At 46.1% G+C, this 15,545-nt stretch carries 17 protein-coding genes; 11 read left to right on the top strand and 6 right to left on the bottom strand.

Going from position 1 to position 15,545, the window contains the following annotated elements:
* The first annotated feature begins 421 nt into the window (after positions 1-421).
* From artP to R7040_RS05730, 5 genes are all read left to right on the top strand, one after another.
* The gene (artP, locus tag R7040_RS05750; protein WP_155604249.1) at positions 422-1,150 is read left to right on the top strand and encodes an arginine ABC transporter ATP-binding protein ArtP; all 729 of its coding nucleotides are present in this window, start codon (positions 422-424) and stop codon (positions 1,148-1,150) included.
* 88 nt (positions 1,151-1,238) lie between these two features.
* On the top strand, positions 1,239-1,970 hold the full coding sequence (locus R7040_RS05745) for an arginine ABC transporter substrate-binding protein (RefSeq protein ID WP_005443853.1): 732 nt from the start codon (positions 1,239-1,241) through the stop codon (positions 1,968-1,970).
* A gap of 1 nt (position 1,971) precedes the next feature.
* On the top strand, positions 1,972-2,661 hold the full coding sequence (gene artQ, locus R7040_RS05740; protein ID WP_005388570.1) for an arginine ABC transporter permease ArtQ: 690 nt from the start codon (positions 1,972-1,974) through the stop codon (positions 2,659-2,661).
* Entirely contained in the window at positions 2,658-3,326 is a 669-nt protein-coding gene (gene artM / locus R7040_RS05735) for an arginine ABC transporter permease ArtM (protein ID WP_005388569.1), read from the top strand. Before artQ ends, artM begins: the two co-directional genes overlap by 4 nt.
* Positions 3,327-3,462: 136 nt before the next feature.
* Positions 3,463-4,035, top strand: coding sequence for a protocatechuate 3,4-dioxygenase (locus R7040_RS05730; protein ID WP_318081128.1), 573 nt, complete (start codon positions 3,463-3,465; stop codon positions 4,033-4,035).
* Positions 4,036-4,044: 9 nt separating this feature from the next.
* Here the strand turns inward: R7040_RS05730 and R7040_RS05725 are convergent, their stop codons facing one another.
* A complete protein-coding gene (locus tag R7040_RS05725) occupies positions 4,045-4,875 on the bottom strand; it encodes a LysR family transcriptional regulator (protein WP_318081127.1) in 831 nt (276 codons plus the stop codon).
* A gap of 118 nt (positions 4,876-4,993) precedes the next feature.
* Here R7040_RS05725 and R7040_RS05720 point away from each other — a divergent pair, with 118 nt between their 5' ends.
* A complete protein-coding gene (locus tag R7040_RS05720) occupies positions 4,994-5,641 on the top strand; it encodes a glutathione S-transferase family protein (RefSeq protein WP_193837727.1) in 648 nt (215 codons plus the stop codon).
* Positions 5,642-5,725: 84 nt separating this feature from the next.
* Here R7040_RS05720 and R7040_RS05715 read toward each other — a convergent pair whose 3' ends face one another.
* Positions 5,726-6,397, bottom strand: coding sequence for a type 1 glutamine amidotransferase domain-containing protein (locus R7040_RS05715; RefSeq protein WP_318081126.1), 672 nt, complete (start codon positions 6,395-6,397; stop codon positions 5,726-5,728).
* 117 nt (positions 6,398-6,514) lie between these two features.
* Here R7040_RS05715 and R7040_RS05710 point away from each other — a divergent pair, with 117 nt between their 5' ends.
* The gene (locus tag R7040_RS05710) at positions 6,515-7,399 is read left to right on the top strand and encodes a LysR family transcriptional regulator (protein ID WP_042521059.1); all 885 of its coding nucleotides are present in this window, start codon (positions 6,515-6,517) and stop codon (positions 7,397-7,399) included.
* A 59-nt stretch (positions 7,400-7,458) separates the two neighbouring features.
* Here R7040_RS05710 and R7040_RS05705 read toward each other — a convergent pair whose 3' ends face one another.
* Positions 7,459-9,120: an electron transfer flavoprotein-ubiquinone oxidoreductase gene (locus tag R7040_RS05705; protein WP_318081125.1), complete on the bottom strand. Its 1,662-nt coding sequence runs from the start codon at positions 9,118-9,120 to the stop codon at positions 7,459-7,461.
* 138 nt (positions 9,121-9,258) lie between these two features.
* Here R7040_RS05705 and R7040_RS05700 point away from each other — a divergent pair, with 138 nt between their 5' ends.
* The gene (locus tag R7040_RS05700; protein ID WP_005375829.1) at positions 9,259-10,224 is read left to right on the top strand and encodes an electron transfer flavoprotein subunit alpha/FixB family protein; all 966 of its coding nucleotides are present in this window, start codon (positions 9,259-9,261) and stop codon (positions 10,222-10,224) included.
* 67 nt (positions 10,225-10,291) lie between these two features.
* Here R7040_RS05700 and R7040_RS05695 read toward each other — a convergent pair whose 3' ends face one another.
* From R7040_RS05695 to pdhA, 3 genes are read right to left on the bottom strand one after another with little or no spacing between them, the layout of a single operon-like run.
* A complete protein-coding gene (locus tag R7040_RS05695; protein WP_165401666.1) occupies positions 10,292-11,440 on the bottom strand; it encodes a dihydrolipoamide acetyltransferase family protein in 1,149 nt (382 codons plus the stop codon).
* Positions 11,437-12,420: an alpha-ketoacid dehydrogenase subunit beta gene (locus R7040_RS05690; protein WP_005375834.1), complete on the bottom strand. Its 984-nt coding sequence runs from the start codon at positions 12,418-12,420 to the stop codon at positions 11,437-11,439. Before R7040_RS05690 ends, R7040_RS05695 begins: the two co-directional genes overlap by 4 nt.
* The gene (gene pdhA, locus R7040_RS05685) at positions 12,413-13,507 is read right to left on the bottom strand and encodes a pyruvate dehydrogenase (acetyl-transferring) E1 component subunit alpha (protein WP_318081124.1); all 1,095 of its coding nucleotides are present in this window, start codon (positions 13,505-13,507) and stop codon (positions 12,413-12,415) included. Before pdhA ends, R7040_RS05690 begins: the two co-directional genes overlap by 8 nt.
* A 65-nt stretch (positions 13,508-13,572) precedes the next feature.
* On the opposite strand from pdhA, the gene R7040_RS05680 reads away from it, so the two are divergent.
* From R7040_RS05680 to R7040_RS05670, 3 genes are all read left to right on the top strand, one after another.
* Positions 13,573-13,767 (top strand): hypothetical protein, encoded by a 195-nt coding sequence (locus tag R7040_RS05680; protein WP_127891143.1) that lies wholly within the window; start codon positions 13,573-13,575, stop codon positions 13,765-13,767.
* A 396-nt stretch (positions 13,768-14,163) separates the two neighbouring features.
* The gene (locus tag R7040_RS05675; protein ID WP_005375836.1) at positions 14,164-14,484 is read left to right on the top strand and encodes a DOPA 4,5-dioxygenase family protein; all 321 of its coding nucleotides are present in this window, start codon (positions 14,164-14,166) and stop codon (positions 14,482-14,484) included.
* 325 nt (positions 14,485-14,809) lie between these two features.
* A complete protein-coding gene (locus tag R7040_RS05670) occupies positions 14,810-15,433 on the top strand; it encodes a hypothetical protein (RefSeq protein WP_025767683.1) in 624 nt (207 codons plus the stop codon).
* Positions 15,434-15,545 lie beyond the last annotated feature (112 nt).

Genomic DNA, 15,545 nt, shown 5'->3' with positions numbered 1-15,545 from the left:
GTTATCCCATTAATACTTAGATGACTCAAATTAAGAGTCAGATACAAAAAGAAATTATAGTCCATTCACAAAGTCCTAATCAGGAACTCGCCGATAGAAGGCTTTACCGGAAATCGAGGGGGGAAGCCCGGCAAAAATGAGAAGGTCTGCGTCGGGTGTAGTACGTTCAAAGACTCAAAATTCCGTCTACACAAGCACAAAAGTAACCAGAATTTTAACCTTGTTTCGATTGCCATCATATTGTTGGATTTTCATCAACAATTTCAGTTAAAACCAACTGATTAAACCAGTCATATTCTCTGTTGTATTGATTGCTTATCATACAAAAATTTAACAAAATTAATTTTTATACATTTTTATTGCATAAAAAATCCTTTTGAGTAATATAAATGCCAAGTGACAATTAATGCGGTATGTCAGCATGACTATTCAGGTGAGCGGAATCAATAAATCCTACGGTGAGACACAAGTGCTTCACGATGTCAGCTTTAAGTGTGAAAGCGGCGAAACACTGGTGTTACTCGGTCCGAGTGGTGCAGGGAAGAGCTCTCTACTACGTGTTCTTAACCTTCTTGAAGGAGCGGATAACGGCCAGTTAAACATCGCTAATGACGCATTCGACTTTTCAACTGAAATCAAAGAGAAGCAAGGTTTAGCGCTTCGTCGTAAAGTGGGCATGGTGTTCCAACAGTACAACCTATGGCCGCATATGACAGTGATGGAGAACCTGATTGAGGCTCCGGTAAAAGTCGCTGGCATGGATAAAGAAGAAGCGAAGAAGCAGGCAATGCAAATTCTTGCGACGCTGCATTTGGCAGACAAAGCGGATGCATGGCCTATGCAACTTTCTGGTGGTCAGCAACAACGTGTGGCGATTGCCCGCGCTCTGATGATGAAACCAGAAGTCTTGCTTTTTGATGAGCCTACCGCGGCGCTTGACCCTGAAATCACGAACCAAGTGGTCAAAATCATTAATGATTTAAGCGAAACCGGAATTACACAAGTAGTTGTGACGCACGAAGTGGATTTCGCCAAGAAAATCGCTAGTCACGTACTGTATTTAGAAAAAGGACACATCGTTGAGCACGGCACAAATGATTCGTTTTCTAACCCGCAAACCGCCCAGTTTGCTGACTACTTAAATCACTAAATCACGTTTTTAAAGTTCAGTCTATTTAACAGATAAGCTCGGCTGTCATTGCGAGTGTCAGCCCACTAAGTACACACGGAGTATTGCAATGAAAAAGATTCTACTAGCTTCACTAATCGGACTTGTCTCAGCGAACGCAGCAGCACAAGAAGAGATCAAATTTGCGATGGAAGCGACGTACGCCCCATTCGAATACATGGATGAAAACAACCAAATCCAAGGTTTTGATGTGGATCTGGCGAACGCACTATGTAAAGAAATGGAAGCAAAATGTACCTTCCACAACCAATCTTTTGACAGCCTGATCCCTGCATTAAAATTCAAGCGTTACGATGCGGCTATCTCTGCAATGGATATTACTGACGCGCGTTTGGAGCAAGTGAACTTTTCTGACCCTTACTACGACAACTCAGCAGCGTTTGTTTCTATCAAAGAAAAAGTGGCTGATCAAAAAGCACTAGAAGGTAAGCGTGTTGGTGTTCAAAACGGTTCAACACACCAAAGCTACCTGATTGAACAAATGCCGGGCGTAACAGCGGTTCCTTACTCAAGTTACCAAGACGCATTCATCGATATGAAGAATGGCCGTATTGATTCTGTATTCGGTGACACAGCTGTCGTAGCAGAATGGTTCAAGAAAGAAGACAACCTAGCGTACGTAGGTGAGCACGTCACTAACCCTAAATACTTCGGTAACGGTTTCGGTATCGCAGTAAACAAAGGTAACGATGAGCTAGTGAACAAGCTGAATACGGCACTGAAAACAGTGAAAGCGAACGGCGAATACGACGTAATCTACAACAAGTACTTCGGTAAGTAATATGGCACTAACGGGTTACTCTTTATCGCTTGTTCAAGCTAGTTGGATGACTGTCCAGCTAGCCTTCACAAGCCTATTAGTCGGTTTGATTCTGGCAGTGGTATTCGCCAGTGGTGAAATGTCTCGCCGCGTTTTCGTTAAATGGCCAATGACGGCGTTTGTGACGATTGTACGTGGCTTGCCAGAAATCCTTGTCGTGTTGTTCATCTATTTTGGTTCGACGCAGGTTCTGTTTTTAATCACCGGCGACTTTATTGAAGTTAGCCCGTTCTTGTCTGGCGTGGTGGCGTTGTCGTTAATCTTCGCCTCTTATGCTTCTCAAACTCTACGTGGCGCATTGAAAGCCGTTGGAAGAGGGCAAAGAGAGGCAGCAAGTGCACTCGGCATCAGTCAAGCACACGCTTTTGTTCGCATTGTTTTGCCACAAGCAGTAAGACACGCACTACCAGGTTTAACTAACCAATGGTTGGTTCTGCTGAAAGACACCGCGCTTGTATCATTGATTGGCGTGACGGATTTATTGAAGCAAGCGCAGCTAACGTCTGCAGCGACTCATGAAGCGTTTACATGGTACGCAACTGCTGCTGCGATTTACTTAGGCATTACTTTGATTACGCAACGTGCCGTAAAACTGATTGATAAGAAATTCTCAATTCAAGGCATGAGCATGGGACAGGAGGCAACCGCATGAACGAACAACACGTTTGGCAAATGCTGGATGGCTTAGGCACTAGCCTGCAATTGACCGCCGCTTCTTTGGTAGTGGGCTGTCTCTTAGCTCTGATGATGACGCTGACTCTGATCTTACGTACTCCGGGTTTGCATTGGGTAAGCCGTGGCATCATCACCTTGTTCACTGGTACGCCTTTGTTGGTGCAGATCTTCTTGGTGTACTACGGTCCGGGTCAGTTTGATGCAGTAAGAGAAAGCGTATTTTGGACATGGTTAAGCCAACCGTGGTTCTGTGCGATGTTAGCGCTAGCACTGAATACCGCGGCATACAGCACTCAGTTGTTCAAAGGAGCGTTTAACGCGATTCCTTCCGGTCAATGGCAAGCGTGTCGTGCATTAGGCATGAACAAAACCGCAACGCTGAAAGTGCTGCTGCCATACGCCATTCGCCGTGCTGTTCCGGCTTACTCGAACGAGGTGATTTTGGTCTTCAAAGGCACGTCACTAGCAAGCACGATTACGATCATGGATCTGATGGGTTACGCGCAGCGCATTAATGCACAAACTTACGATACGTTGACGGTATTTGGTATTGCGGGCGCATTTTATTTAACGGTAAATGGTGTGCTAACTCTCATTTTCCGTCAGGTAGAGAAGAAAGCATTGGCGTTCGAAGCCGCATAAACCTTCAATCAACACTCAATTTAGTTCCACAGTGCCTCTGCAAATGACTCTCTTGCAGGGGCATTTTTTATATTCGTCATGGCAAATTCCTCAAGTTCCCCCAAACTTAATTCAACGTAATTGTATTGGTGGCACCATGGAAAGAAGACACTTTTTAGCGCTGTGGACATTGTTGTTCGCACCCTCTTTAAAAGCGAAAACACCAATGCGGCCAACGCCAGCACAAACAGAAGGGCCATTTTATCCAGTGGTGGACATTCCTCTTCGTCAAAACTTGATTCTGCAATCGGAGGGCTTGCTTGGTGAACCTATTGTGCTGCAAGGCAAAGTCGTAGATACAACAGGAAACCCAGTTTCAGGCATCAAAGTAGAAATCTGGCAATGCGATGGGCAGGGGATTTACGATCATCCTAAGCAGCCAAATAATGATAAGTTTGATGCTCATTTTGCAGGCTTTGGCGCAGTCGAAACTCAATTGGATGGTCGCTACTTATTCCAGACTTTGTATCCTGTGCCTTACGCCTCTCGTCCGCCGCACATTCACGTTAAGTTGTGGCGGGATAACCAAGAGCTTCTGACCACTCAGTTGTACTTAAAAGGCAATACTGGTGATGAATGGTGGGGTGGCAAAGCCCGAGATTATCTACAGTTTGAAACCATACGAACCGACGGGCGATTAACTGGCCAATTTAACTTTGTGATTGGCTAGCTAATCCGGTTAAGCCATTAACTCAACCAATTGCGCCAAGCATTCTTTATCCAGTATCGGATGAGGCTCGACGCCCGTGACCAAAACGATATCCACGGAAGGTAGCGATGGCATATCGTCCAAGATCTTAAGGTCTTCGCTAACGCTAATACTGCCCATGGCACCGATAGCCATGCCTGAACGTACAATCGCTCGTTGTGCAGAGGCCGTATTGCAACATGCCAGTAGTTGATAAGGAGTACCACGTTTGGTTAATCCGTCTACTGCTGCCGCATGGTATTTGCAGTCGGTTTGGAATAGGGCGAGAAGGAGAGGTTGGGCTTGCTCGATGTCAAAATCAGGATGAGCAATCCACACGCCTTTGTCGCTTGCTAGCCAGTAACCTTCCTCACTGTCCGGTGCTCTTGTCACAATAGCGGCGTCTAGCTTTCCTTCATCAAGTTTTTCTCTCAAGGTGATGCTCGGTTCACTAAAGACTTGAATCGAACATGTGGGCTCAGATTGCTGCAATACGCGGATGACTTTAGGCAGGATATTGTCGTTATAATCTTCTGGGCAACCTAAGCGAAGAGGGCGCTTGTTTTCATAACGTTTCACTTGTTTCAGCGCTTGATTGTGCAAGCTGACCAATTGTTCTGCGTGAGAGCGCAGTGCCAGTCCCGCTTCACTCAATACGAGGTTACGGCCTTCTTTTTCAAACAAGTTGACGCTGAGTTCGTCTTCTAGCTTACGCATTTGTGCACTGAACGCTGATTGGGTGCGATTGATCTGCTTGGCTGCACGAGTGAAACTGCCCGTTTCTACAAAAGCCAGAAAGCTGCGTAACGCATCGATATCCATATCTAAAACTCATCCATCGTTTTTGTTGAAGTGTTCCATCAAAACTATCCGTTAGTCCCCTTAAATACAATCAGATATTGTGAATGGGTACTCAAAACACGAACCGTATGGAGGCGTCATGAAACTGTTTATTGCTAATCAAAACTACTCAAGCTGGTCACTTCGCGCATGGCTGATCTTTTCTCAATTCAAACTGGATGTGAAAGTCACCAAGCTCAAATTATTCACAGAAGATTTTTATAAGACCTTGGAAGATATTACACCAACCGCGAAAGTCCCTACCTTAGTGGATGGTGACGCAACAGTGTGGGATTCATTAGCGATTTTGGAATACGTTAACGAGCAATACTTACAAGGCAAAGCATGGCCAAGTAAGTCTGCAGAACGGGCTAAAGCACGCGCCATCGCATCAGAAATGCATTCGGGTTTCTTTAACTTAAGAAGCGAACTCCCAATGAACATCCGCGCACGCAGAAAAGTCGATTTAACGGAAGGTGCGCGTAAGGATATTGCGCGTATTGATGCCATTTGGGCTGAGCAAGCCAAACTGTATCCCAACGGTTGGCTATTTGGAGAATGGTCGATAGCTGATGCTATGTATGCACCTGTGGCATTGCGTTTCCAAACTTACGGTATCGAGTTATCGGAAGGTGCCAAAGCTTACCAACAAAAGGTGCTAGCAAGTGAATCTTTACAGCAATGGTTGGAAGAGGCGAACCAAGAAACGGATATCGTAGAAGAAGATGAAGCAGGGGTAGAAGTATAAGCGCATCTTGCGATCGCCTGTAGCAAGGGAAAGCATGACAAAGCACGCTTTCCTCTTCTAGGATGGTTGTAGTTTCCGGCGCGTTTAAGCTAGGTGTTCAACAATCGCTCTGCCTACGCCGTGTGCGCTCGTTGGGTTTTGACCTGTGATGACACGATCATCCACAATTACAAACTCTTGCCATGGTTGCACTTTAGAGTAGCGCGCTGCGCTGCGTGCAAGAGATTCTTCCAATAGGAATGGGATATCGTTGATGGTGCCGAAGTCGATCTCTTCTTCGCGAGTGAAACCTGTTACTGATTTAGACGCAAGCAGCTTTTCGCCATTGCTAAGCGTGATAGGAAGAAGAGCGCCCGGACCATGACAAACTGCTGCAACAATACCGCCATCTTCATAGTGTTTTGCAGAAATCTTGGCAAAATCTTCGTTGCTCGCTAGGTCTGAAAGAAGACCAAAACCACCCGGATAGAAGATCGCATCATAGTTGTCACCGTTGATTTGTGACACTGGAATCGTGTTATTGATGCGGTTCTGGAAATCATCATCCGCCAAGATTTTCTCGTTTATTGCGTCACCTTCGATGTCGGTTCCGTACAGTGGTGCTTGCCCGCCTTTGATAGAGGCAATGTCGTAATCGAAGCCTGCATCTAGTAGTTCGCTAAGCGCATGAGTGAGCTCTGGCGCGTAAGTTCCGTTTGCTTGGTCAGTTTCACCTAGGGTCGCATGGTTCGTCACAATGATGAGTACTTTCTTCATGATGGTTTCCTTTTTGGCTTACGTGTATTTGTTGAACACCTTCATACTAATTGCTAAACAAATAAGTGATAATACGATTAATTGGCAAAACATTATTGCTATATAGCAAAGGTAAGTATGGACAGTTTTGAAGGTATCAATGAGTTTGTTACGGTTGCTGAGAGCTTAGGTTTTTCTGCAGCGGCAAAACAGTTAGGTTGCAGTACCAGTCATGTCAGTCGTCAAGTCACAAGATTAGAAGAGCGATTAGGTGTCGCCTTGTTAGCACGTTCGACAAGAATGGTGAGTCTAACGGAAGCAGGGCAAGCGTATTATCAGCAGTGTAAAGAGTTGGTGATTGGCCTTCAGCAAGCCAATGAACAGCTCACCACGCAGCAAACTCAACTGAGTGGTACGTTACGCGTGAGCGCCGCTGGTGCGTTTTCTGAGAACCATGTAGCGCCTGCCTTGATGGCATTTGCCAAGCAACATCCTAATCTCACGGTAGAGATCAACTTCAATACCAGCATGGTCAACTTTATTGAAGATGGTTTCGATTTTGCCATTCGTTACGGTAGGTTGAGTGATTCAGGTTTGGTTGCGAGAAAGCTGGTGGATCGTCCCATGGCAGCGGCAGCCAGTCAGCGTTATCTCGATGAACATGGTTTGCCAACGCACCCCGAGCAACTCAAGCGTCATAGCTGCATTATTGCCAACAAAGACGTTTGGTTGTTTGAAAAAGACGGCAAGCCTTTAGATGGCGTAAAAGTGCAGGGCAGATGGAAGAGCAATAACGCACACACGGTCTTGCAAGCCTGTGCAGAAGGATTAGGTGTGGCGTACTTACCGAAGAGCAGTTTCAACGATGCTATTTCGTCTGGTCGTTTGGTGCCAATCCTAGAGCCCTATTGGGGAAGTGGCAACAGCAGCTGGATTGTTTATCAGAATCGTCACTTTCTACCACTACGAGCGCGATTGGCTATCGACTTCTTGCTTGATCATTTTGTCGATTGGCAGGAGTAATGAGGCTCTGCCAATCGGTTTGTTTATCCATTTGTTAGATCGTCAACATACTAACGTATCTACATGTTTTGATAGCTCGGTCCACCGCCACCTTCTGGTGCTTTCCATGTGATGTTTTGAGAAGGATCTTTGATGTCACAGGTTTTGCAATGCACGCAGTTGGCGGCATTTATCTGAAACTTCAACTTATTGTCCACTTCCACCACTTCGTAAACCCCAGCGGGGCAATAGCGCTGACTCGGTTCGTCATACATACCTAAATTCACATCAATTGGAATGTGAGGGTAAGTCAGAACAAGGTGACAAGGTTGATTCTCTTCGTGCTGTGTTCCCGACAAAAATACCGACGAAGGCTTATCAAAACTGATTTCACCATCTGGTTTTGGGTATGCAATTGGGTGGCACTCTTGTTTAGGTTTTAACTGCTCATGATCGTGCGAATAGTCCTTGATAGACCAAGGTAACGGTTTCTTAACCAGTGGTTGCCACAGGTTGTGTTCAAAAGTCGAAAGAGCACCGCCCAGTATGCTGCCAAACTTATGAATGTTCGCACCAAAGTTACGCGTTTCAGCGAGTTCGTCATACAACCATGATGATTCAAACAATGACTGGTAGTCTGGCTCAGAAGCTCCAGTTTGTCGGGCCGTATGTACCGCTTCTGCTGCAATGATTCCGGATTTCATTGCTGTGTGGCTGCCTTTAATTTTAGCAACGTTCAAAGTCCCCGCATCACAACCAATCAATAAACCGCCAGGGAATTGTTGCCTCGGCAGAGAGGAAAGCCCACCTTTCGCAATGGCTCTTGCGCCGTAAGCGATGCGCTGAGCACCTTTCAAATGTGGTTCAATAGCAGGATGGTGTTTAAAGCGTTGAAATTCGTCAAACGGACTCAAGTAAGGATTGCTGTAATTCAAGTCGACAATAAGCCCCACGGCGATTTGGTTGTTCTCCATGTGATAGAGAAAACCGCCGCCTGTGGTATTTGTTTCACTCAAGGGCCAGCCAGCGGAGTGGATAACACTGCCAGATACATCGTTACTGTCAGTGGGTAACTCCCATATCTCTTTTAGGCCAAGCGCGTAGTGCTGTGGTTGCTTTCCTGCGTCTAGGTCGAACCTTTGAATAAGTTCTTTACCCAGATGTCCGCGACAACCTTCAGCAAAAAGGGTGTATTTTGCCCTTAGCTCGATACCTGGTTCAAAGTTAGGTTTGGCCTGGCCGTTCTTATCTAGTCCCATATCGCTCGTGTTAATGCCTGTCACTGCGCCAGTCTGATCATAATTGATGCTTGCAGCGGCAAAGCCCGGAAAAACTTCCACCCCAAGATTTTCTGCTTGGTTAGCGAGCCAACGGCAAAGGTTGGCAAGGCTAATTACGTAATTATTCTCGCCATTTATCATTGGACGCGGTGTAAGGATGTGAGGAACTCGAATATGGTTTTGTTCAGTAGTAAGATAAAGGAAATTATCTCGTTGAACCGAGGCTGCTAGCGGGGCCTCCATTTCTTTCCAATCGGGGAAAAGCTCATCTAAGGCACTAGTTTCAAAAACAGCGCCAGATAAAATATGCGCGCCCACTTCTGAGCCTTTTTCTACAACGCAAATTGAAAGTGCGTCATCTTCACTGTCTTGGTTGAGTTGAGCTAGTCGACAAGCTGCACTTAAGCCCGCAGGTCCGGCCCCCACGATCACGACATCAAACTCCATGCATTCTCGTTCCATCTTTATGCTTCCTTTCTATTATCGTCATCTGCGTGACAGGTTTTTGGTTTCTATACAGAAAACTATAGCTCAGTTGACGTTAACGTGAAGTGGACTAAGCTCAAGTAATGGATCTGACGTGTTATATGAGGCATGACCATGGAAGACCGACCATTAGCAACACTTGTGCTCGCAGAGCATGACAACCAATCGTTGGCTGTAGGGACGCTGTGTGCAATTAAAGCGGCATTTGAGATTAAGGATGATGATAAATCGCTTCCTGTTTCTGTGTTGCTTATTGGATATCAGTGCCAATCAGTTTTGGATGAGTTGAATTGCGTTCAGGGTGTTGCAGAAATTATCTGGGTTGATGCGAAGGGATATGAACATGGATTAGCGGAAAATATCGCACCTTTGATCTCACAAGTAGCCAAAAACTACTCACACATTCTTTCTCCTGCCAGTACATTTGGTAAGAATGTGATGCCTCGTGTGGCGGCGTTGCTTAATGTTGGTCAACTTTCTGACGTGATGACAATCGAGTCTATCGATACGGTGATTCGTCCAATTTATGCTGGAAATGCATTGGCGAGAGTCACGTCGAATGATCCCTATAAAGTGATGACCATAAGAAGTACGGCTTTTGATGCCGCAGAGCTATCTGACACGCCAGTTGTCCCTAAGCTTACTCAAGTCGACACGGTGATTATCAATAAACTTAGTGAGTTTGTTTCGCAACAAACGCCAGAAAGTGAGCGACCAGAATTGCCAGCGGCTAGAGTAGTAGTGTCGGGTGGTCGTGCATTCGGGAGTAAAGAGAAGTTTGTTTTAGTAGAACAATTGGCTGACAAGCTAGGTGGAGCGGTAGGGGCGTCACGAGCGGCGGTCGATGCGGGCTATGTGTCTAATGACCATCAAGTCGGGCAAACCGGCAAAATTGTTGCACCGGAGTTATACATTGCCGTCGGAATTTCTGGCGCGATCCAGCATTTGGCGGGAATGAAAGATTCCAAGGTGATTGTTGCAATTAATAGCGATCCTGATGCGCCTATTTTTGACATTGCTGATTATGGATTGGTCGGCGATTTGTTTGTGGTAATGCCAGAGCTGTTAGAGAAGCTGTAGATATAGTCTTGCTTCCTAAAACAAAAGGCTTCCGGACTGGAAGCCTTTATCATTTGATTTTTATAAGTTACTTTTCGCTCGGACGTTGCAGGTGCTCTGCAAGTACTTTCGTAAACCTTGCAGCTTCACCACCAGTACAAGCGCGATGATCAAACGTTACGGATAGCGGCATTGCTTTCACCGAAATTGCTTGACCATTTCTTATCACAACTCGGTCGAGTATTCGGCCCGCACCGACAATAGCGACTTGTGGCGGTGTGACGACAGGTGTTGCGTAAATACCGGCAATCGCGCCGAAGTTGGAAAGCGTAATCGTCGCGTGCTGCAATTGCTCACGGCCGATTTTTCTCTCTCTGATCCCTTCAACGGTTTGATCGAGCCAACGACGAACATCTTGTGGCTCGTATTCATCTGCGTGGCGCAAGACTGGCACGTACAATCCATGACGGCTATCTACTGCAATTCCTACATTGACCGTTGTGTGTACACAGCGTGTCATGGTTTCGGCATCAAACCAAGCGTTTAAAGCGGGCTCTTCTTGACACGCATGAACAATCGCTTGAACAAGGCGGATACTGATATCTTCGTTTGGTAGCCAATCTTCCAACAATGCTTCTTCCGTAATGGTTACGGCAGCAACATGTTCGTGCGATTCGGTCATAGACGATACCATGGTACGTCGAGCGCCTTTCAAAACTTCGGTGCCTGGACGCTGTTTTCCGGCTTCGTCGTAAATATCGGCATCTACGATAAGTCCGTTCGGGCCACTACCTGACACGAGGTTAAGATCTACTCCAAGTTTTTGTGCCAACAAGCGAGCCGAAGGCAGGGCGGTAACGAGGTTACTTTCTGTCGTGTTGTGGTTGCCACCAATCCAGAAATCATCAACGTTAACATGATGCGCTTGGTGAGAAACGCTACCGACGACGGTTGCTGCGTCAGCAGTGGCTTTTTTCTCTGCCGTTACTTCTCTCTCGGCACCTGTTTCATCAATCTCTAGCAGTAATGCACCAATATTGACGATTTCACCTTCATCACCATGACGGCTGACCACACGGCCAGAGTAGGGGGCCGGGACGTCTACCGTCGCTTTTGCTGTCTCTACGGTTAAGATCACTTGATCTAACTTAACCATGTCTCCGACATTAACGTGCCATTTGACAATTTCTGACTCAGCGAGACCTTCACCGAGATCGGGTAAATTAAACGTCTTCATTTCCAATCCTCCACGAGTTCGCGCGCCGCGGTCACAATGTCTTCTTCCTGAACCATGAAATAATCTTCGTTACGGTAATAAGGCATAATGGTGTCCATTCCAGTTACTCGTTTAGGTGGGGCTTTAAGTAAGCACATGGCATGTTCAGCGGTTCGAGCTAATAGCTCAGATCCCACACCACAAGTTTTACTCGCTTCATGAACAACGAGTAAACGTCCAGTTTTTTCTAGTGAGCTGAAAATCGTCGCGGTATCAATTGGCTTAATACTCGCCAAATCAATCACCTCGACTTCAATTCCCTGACTAGACAAGGTTTGTGCGGCCTGAAGTGACTCTACGACGCATGCGCCCCAAGTAACGAGCGTGATATCTCGCCCCTTACGTAAGGTGAAGCAGGTGTCGAGTGGGAGTGCTTCGCCGTTATCGACGACTTCAGATTTAACGGTGCGATATATGCGCTTCGGTTCGAAGAACATGATGGGATCATTGCTTCTAATTGCGGCGAGAAGTAAGCCGTATGCGCGTTGTGGAGAAGAAGGAATCACCACTTTAAATCCAGCAGTGTGAGCAAATAACGCTTCCACGCTTTCTGAGTGGTGTTCCGGAGCGTGGATACCGCCGCCAAATGGCGCACGGAAAACCGCGGGACAAGTGAGCCGACCGCGAGTTCTGTTACGCATTCGAGCCGCGTGGCACATTAAGTGCTCCATCGCAGGAAAAACGAAACCTTGAAACTGAAATTCGGCGACAGGTCGTAATCCTTGCGTTGCCATACCGACCGCAACCCCGCCGATTAAGGCTTCAGCGAGTGGCGTATCGATGACTCGTTTAAGACCAAACTCTTGCTTGAGTCCAACAGTGGCACGAAATACACCACCATTATCGCCCACGTCTTCACCTAATACGACAACATTGGGGTCTTGTTGCATTTCGTGGTGCAGGGCAAGGTTTACTGCTTCAACCAACGTTAGCTCAGCCATGTCTGCCTCCCTGCATTCTCATTGCCTTGTTGATGAGTTCATCTCTTTGTGCATGAAGCTCTTGAGGTAGCGATTCATACAAATAATCGAAACCGGTTTCTGGTGCTTGTGGCGGTAAGCTCAGATAGCGTTCAACAGCTAACTCTACTTGCTCTTTACAGTAATCTAGCCATTGCTGTTCTTGTTCGTTGCTCCAAGCGCCTTGATTTAGGAGATACGTTTTAAGACGTGCGATAGGTTCGTATTGCCATGCGGTTTGAACATCATCTTCTTTACGATAACGAGTCGCATCATCGGCCGTAGTGTGGTCACTCAGTCGGTAACTCACCGATTCGATGAGTGTTGCTCCTTTCCCTTTTCTTGCTCTCTCAAGGGCGGTTTTAGTTGCATCATAAACGGCGACGACATCGTTACCATCGACAGTAATACCCGGTATACCTGCACCTTGCGCTTTTTCTGATAAGAAATCGGCGGCACATTGGAGACTACGCGGCACTGAAATTGCCCACTGGTTATTGTTTACGACGAAAACAAGTGGAATATTCCAAGTACCTGCGCAGTTTATTGACTCAAGAAAGTCCCCTTTGGATGTACCACCATCGCCGCACATGACTAGCGCAGCTTCATGGTTACCTTGAATTTTTAGCGCGGAAGCCACCCCGACAGCATGCGTACATTGCGTCGCTATGGGTACACAGTAGGGAAGGTCTCGGCTAGGAACCGGACTGCCCTCAGGAGCAAAATCACTCCCGCGCTCATCGCCACCCCAGTATTGAAGGTTCTTTTCCATGCCAATGCCACGACACCACATCGCAGGCATATCGCGGTAGTAAGGGACAAACACATCATCGGCTTTAAGTGCTCTGCCGACCGCAATGCCTATGGCTTCCGCGCCTAAGTGTGAGGGATAGGTCCCTAGCTTACCGGTGCGTTGCAAGGCAACTGCTTTGTTGTCGTAAGTGCGAGTTAATACCATGTCTCGGTAAAACCCGACCAATGTTTCAGTGTCAGCCCAGTTGGGTAGTTGGCCGACGAGGTCCCCACGATGGTCGATAAACCGATGCATGGGTAATGCCTGAACGTTCATCTCAAGCTCCTTTTGACGCTGCGGGTCTTTTGGACTGCAGCTGTTCATACAAAACCAGAGTTTGTATGGGTACTCAAACTCTGATATCAGCGCAAAGGCCATACCTAAGGTTGCGTGTGCTTTCGATAGCGGTAGGCATCTGTTCGTCCCTTAAACTATTTGTCGATAACATCGCTGCGACCATTTCACCGCAAGATACAGAGAAAGGCTTTTCTGTATCTAACCCTCTAACTAAATCGTGGTATAGCCAGATACAATAAGTGTAAACAAATTGTTAAATTATGCTTCATTTTGACTTTCGATCAGTAGTAAAGTTTTGCTTACACCCTGATTTTGCAGAGTAATATGCTGATATTTTGTTGGTGGTATTTTTAAACTCGAATTTAATTACTGGTTAATGAAACATATTTGCAACAAAATTTGGCTGTAAAATTTGACAAAGTGAGTCATTATTAATGAATCAACTCAAACAGTTGCTATATGATGAATTGCAAATTTTTGTTGTGCTCGAAGCCTCGACCTTATGAGAATGCATAACTTCTTCCCAACTGAGTGGAATCAAGGTAGGGTGACGGCATTACAAATGTATACCCTCGGCAGTCCTTGAGCTTATCCAAAGTAGGTGGTGCTCAAGCGGAAGTGATTATGGAGAAGTTATGTACCACGCTCATGTTTATTTTCCCCTAAGAGAACAAGATAAAGCGCAAGCCTTGAACGAGATCATCCGTCAAGAGCGTCAAGATGTGCTGCGTGTGTTTCCATTAGTTGGAAGGTTAGTTGGCCCACACAAAATGCCGATGTTTGAAATTCACCTAGAATCATTGAGTGAAGAGTTCTTGGCGTGGCTTGATACGATTCGAGGCGATTTTTCTGTGCTTATTCACCCAGTAAGCGAAGAAGAGTTGCTCGATCACACAGAACGCGCGATTTGGTTGGGCAGAGAGATTGGTGTATTTGAAGAAAAGTTAGAGAAATAGTTGCCTTCTCGCCCATGCATGACCGCTTTGAATCCTTCTCTTCTCATTGCGGTCGCAGCTTCTGCTTAACGCCTCATCTTCATTGATGGGTGCGGAATCCCTCTCTTACGCTTTGCTGTAGCCATTTTTGTGCTAAACCTAAAAGTAGGCTTTCGAACTTCACGCACAAAGCGTGAAAATATCGCTGTTTAGCATGCCATTAAATGAGTTTTGGTGGTAATAAAATAATAAGTCTTTGATAAATCAAATAGGTATAGCAGGGAAGTGCAGTTTACGACCCCAACGCCATTGGCAGTGGCGCCGATAATTTCTGAGGGGGAAGGGTATGTTTTCAATACTCTTGGTTATACTTGCACTCTATATATTTTGGCTGTTGTTTCGCAACGGGCCTGAGTTTGCCGAGCGTACCGCCCAAAAAAAACGTGACTGGGTAGGGCCTACCGCCAACAAAGAAGAATGGCGAGGATTTTGTAGGGATGTATTTCAGCCGTTCAGTTCTCAAACGACTTTCTACGCTATTGCTTATTTTGCCAATTACGTAGCAGCAGCGAACGCAATATCTTGGTCAACGATATACGAAGGCGATTATCCGGTCATCATAAGCCGATTTGGTAGCTACTTCATTTTAAGCACGCATGATGCACTGGTCGTAGCTGGGTTTATTGCGCTTGCTTTCTTTATCATTAATTGGCAACTTGCCATGCGCTGCTCCGGTATTCTTAGCCAGTATCTAGTGCGGATTCTTATTATTAATCAAAAGCGCTTTGTCGCGATTAGCTTGGTGTTTTGCAGCTACTTTTCGTACCTACTGACGCTTGGTATATTCTGGCTGTTCCATGATGGGTATTCAATCTGGCATGGATTAATGCTTAGCCCTGTGTTCCTGCTGTTAGCTTTATTGGTAGCGGTTGTTGTGCCATCTGCAAAAAGAGAAAATAGTGTACCTTAGATAGGTTTTCCACGTTAAATTACATTCGATTTTAGGATAGTAATTCTTATGCCATTAAGTTAGCATTGCCAGCTTTTTAACGGTCAAAAGGCCACTAATCAGTGGGACAGTG

It is taken from the genome of Vibrio sp. 1069 (assembly GCF_033340555.1).
Note: the sequence above shows the minus strand (reverse complement) of the source record. Positions and strands in the feature narration are given on the sequence as shown.